Here is a 3,608-nt window from a genome sequence, read left to right on the forward strand (position 1 = left end):
CCCATCTCGAACTCGGCCGTGAAACCTGACAGCGCCAATGGTACTGTGGCTCAAGCCCCGGAAGAGTAGGACGTCGCCAGGCATTGAAGCCGGCGCACAAACGCTAGATAAAAAACCCATCACAATGACAAACGAAACAAGGGGGCCAAAAGCCCCCTTTTTGCGTCCCCAAAAGACGCAGCCGCCAGGCGGGATGGAGAACCCCGCCCCTCCACGCCGGCAACGCCGGAATGGACAAAAAAACACTCCCGGGCTGAAAACCAGCCCCATATGGTGACGCGGGGTGGAGCAGCCCGGTAGCTCGTCAGGCTCATAACCTGAAGGTCGTAGGTTCAAATCCTACCCCCGCAACCAAACATTACAACAACCTAGACGACAAGAGCCCAGCTCCTCGCAGCGCCGTGTCCGCGTCAGGTCCGTTTTACAACACAACATTTTCTGAGCAGCACAACGCGCGCGCCGCTCGCTAAAGGCAGTGCAGGGGCGTGCGCCAGCGTCTCTAAGATGAGGAGCGGGCGTACCTTCCCGCCATCCCCGCAAAGGCAGAAATCGCAGGCAGTGAGACCGCCTTCGGAGGACCTGTCCCGCCTCTGTGTCGCCATCGCCAGCTTATGCCAGGCATGGCCGAGACGATTGCCGGCATAAGCCGACTGTTGATCCACGCGCGCCCATCATCGCTTGAGCGGGAGAACGAGCAGCCGTATCAGCGCAAAGCCGTCATAGGCTCGCCCTCGACGCCGCACAGTAGCTGGCAGATCCTGCAAAGCGGGTACGAGAGCCAGCAGCGACACTCGGCGCGGACGTCATTCGTCGCAGCGGGCCAAGTTCGTTTCATGGATGTATGGAGAGATTGGATGCCCCGCGAGGATTCGAACCTCGATAGACGGAATCAGAATCCGTAGTCTTACCATTAGACGACGGGGCATCGGGAGGCGTCCCACTAGCGGCGGTCGTGATTCGGGTCAAGCACCTTGATGCACTAAAAAACCGCTGCCCTTGCCGGTTGGCGCGCGGGGCGTTAGCATCGCTTTCAGGTGCCCGCCCGATCGGCGGGAAGACATTAGAACGAGTATCGAATTTATGGCGGACCACGATCCGCCGGTTGCCAAAGTCGAAGTGTCCGGAACAGCCAAGGTGACGGGTCGTCCGTCGCGGCGGCGCAAGGGTAGAAGGGGCAAGGCGAAGGCGTCTGCAAGTTCCCAGTCCAGCCCTCAGCCGTCCGGCACGAAAGCCAAGGGGAAGGCGCGCACGAAAGGCAGCGCTACCAAACCCGAGGCAGCCAAGGCGCCGCGCGTAGAAAAGACAGCCGCACCGCCCGCACAGGCGCCGACGCAGCCGGTTCGTCCGGTTTCTTCGATGGCCGCCCCTTCGATGGCCGTCCCCGTGGGGCAGCCCGGGGGGCAGGGTTCGGGGCGCCAGGCCTATGCGGCGATCGATCTCGGCACGAACAACTGCCGCCTGCTCATCGCGCGGCCCTCGGGCGAGAATTTCACGGTGATCGATGCCTTCAGCCGCGTCGTGCGGCTCGGCGAGGGCATCGCGCAGTCCGGGCGCCTGTCCGACGCGGCGATGGAGCGCACGCTGGCCGCACTGCGGGTCTGCGCGGACAAGCTGATGCGCCGCAACGTCTATCTCGCACGCTCGGTCGCCACGGAGGCGTGCCGCCGCGCGACCAACGGGCCGGAATTCATCGAACGGGTGCGGGAGGAAACCGGCATCCATCTCGACATCATCTCCGCGCGTGAAGAAGCGCGCCTGGCGGTGCTGGGCTGCCACGTGCTGCTGGAGGACGGCTTCGGTCCGGCGATGATCTTCGATATCGGCGGCGGCTCGACCGAACTGGTGCTGATCGAGAGCACCGGCACCGTTCCGCGCATCCTCGACTGGCAGAGCGTGCCCTGGGGCGTCGTCTCGCTCACCGAAAGCTGCGGGCCGGAAGGCACGACGCAGGCCGAACGCCTCGAACGGTATCGCCACATGCACAGCCTGGTGGCGGAGAGCTTCTCCGCGTTCTCCAAGCGCGTCGGTCCGGCGCGCGAGAGCGCCAGCCAGGAGGGGCCGCTGCGCCTGCTCGGCACCAGTGGCACCGTCACCACGCTCGCCAGCCTGCATCTCGAACTGCCGCAATACGACCGGCGCATGGTCGACGGGCTGATCGTGCCCGCCGAATCGATGCGCGGGATCAGCACGCGCCTGTCCTCCATGGCGATCGAGGAGCGGCGCGAGCTCAACTGCATCGGGCGTGAGCGGGCGGACCTCGTGGTCGCCGGCTGCGCCATCCTCGAAGCGATCCTCGACCTCTGGCCGGCCGCGCGGCTTGGGGTTGCCGACCGCGGCATCCGCGAAGGCATTTTGCGCAGCCTGATCGCCTCGCACTCGCCGGGTCCGGCAACTGGAATTAGAAACATGACCGACACCATCCGTAACGCAGTCCACGCTCGATGAGCCGCTCCGGCCGCGATCCCGGCGAGCGGCTCAAGACCGCCAAGAAGCGCTCGACCAGTTCGGCGCGCTGGCTGACGCGTCAGCTCAACGACCCTTACGTGAAGAAGGCCAAGGCCGACGGCTATCGCAGCCGCGCCGCCTACAAGCTGCTGGAACTCGATGAGAAATTCGAGCTGTTCAAGGGCGTGGAGCGCGCCGTCGATCTCGGTATCGCACCGGGAGGGTGGAGCCAGGTGCTGCGCCTGAAGCGGCCCAAGGCGAAGATCGTCGGCATCGACCTCCTGCCCACCGACCCGATCGAGGGGGTCACCATCTTCGAGATGGATTTCATGGCCGACGCAGCCCCGGCGGCGCTCGACGCGGCGCTGGAGGGAGCGCCGGACCTCGTGTTGTCGGACATGGCGGCGAACACCGTGGGGCACAAGCAGACCGACCATCTGCGCACCATGGGCCTGGTTGAAACGGCGGCGGACTTCGCCATCCAGTACCTGGCACCCGGCGGGACGTTCCTGGCCAAGGTGCTGGCCGGGGGGACGGACACGCAGCTTCTCGCGCTGCTCAAGAAGCACTTTACCAGTGTCAAGCACGCCAAGCCGCCCGCCAGCCGCAAGGATTCGTCCGAGTGGTATGTCATCGCCAAGGGCTTCAAGGGGCGCGGCGAGGCGGTTGAGGATTGACATTTTTCGCCAAATAGGTTATATGGCCCAACATCCGGAGCAATGCAGATCACATTGCTTCGGTGTATCGGGTCGGCGTCGTGGGCCGGGATGCGGTTTCAAGCCGTGATCACGCAAACCACGCGCCCAAACGAAGACCCGGACTGTCCCTGAGTTCCCGGAAAGCGTCATCCGCCCGCTCCTGAGATAGACGTCAGGACACCGGATGTCCCCGCCGGACAACCATCGGCCGATAACGACGCGAACCCTAACGACGGCTACATGGGACTTTCCGATGGAATACAGGTCGAGCCGGGCTGACCACCGCTACCCGGCCGCTCGCCAGAGCAGGTGGAACACAAACCCCCGCGTCCCGGTGAGGACGCTCCCGACGCCGACCCGATGTTCACTTCGGATGCGTTGATTTCCCCGGCGTAATGGCCCGCACTCGCCAGCGGGTATTTTTGCGTGACCCCGCTGCACGAACGACATCGTCATCCCAGCGAA

2 protein-coding genes, 2 tRNA genes and 1 rRNA gene are annotated in these 3,608 nt (G+C 64.6%); 4 read left to right on the top strand and 1 reads right to left on the bottom strand.

The features are described 5' to 3' along the window. Together rrf and LH128_RS30445 are read left to right on the top strand one after the other, a co-directional pair. Positions 1-82 (top strand): 5S ribosomal RNA (rrf, locus tag LH128_RS35080); the annotation flags it as partial. A 195-nt stretch (positions 83-277) separates the two neighbouring features. Further along, positions 278-354 (top strand) — tRNA-Met (locus tag LH128_RS30445). Between the two features lie 497 nt (positions 355-851). Here the strand turns inward: LH128_RS30445 and LH128_RS30450 are convergent. Further along, positions 852-925: transfer RNA gene (locus LH128_RS30450), tRNA-Gln, on the bottom strand. 155 nt (positions 926-1,080) lie between these two features. Between LH128_RS30450 and LH128_RS30455 the strand changes: the two genes are divergently transcribed. Both LH128_RS30455 and LH128_RS30460 read left to right on the top strand, forming a co-directional pair. Then, the gene (locus LH128_RS30455) at positions 1,081-2,445 is read left to right on the top strand and encodes a Ppx/GppA phosphatase family protein (protein WP_008833540.1); all 1,365 of its coding nucleotides are present in this window, start codon (positions 1,081-1,083) and stop codon (positions 2,443-2,445) included. After that, complete coding sequence (locus LH128_RS30460; protein WP_008833541.1) at positions 2,442-3,122, top strand: RlmE family RNA methyltransferase; 681 nt, start codon at positions 2,442-2,444, stop codon at positions 3,120-3,122. The genes LH128_RS30455 and LH128_RS30460 overlap by 4 nt, the downstream gene beginning before the upstream one ends. The last annotated feature ends 486 nt before the right edge of the window (positions 3,123-3,608 follow it).

It is taken from the genome of Sphingomonas sp. LH128 (genome assembly GCF_000293195.2).
GTDB lineage: Bacteria > Pseudomonadota > Alphaproteobacteria > Sphingomonadales > Sphingomonadaceae > Novosphingobium > Novosphingobium resinovorum_A.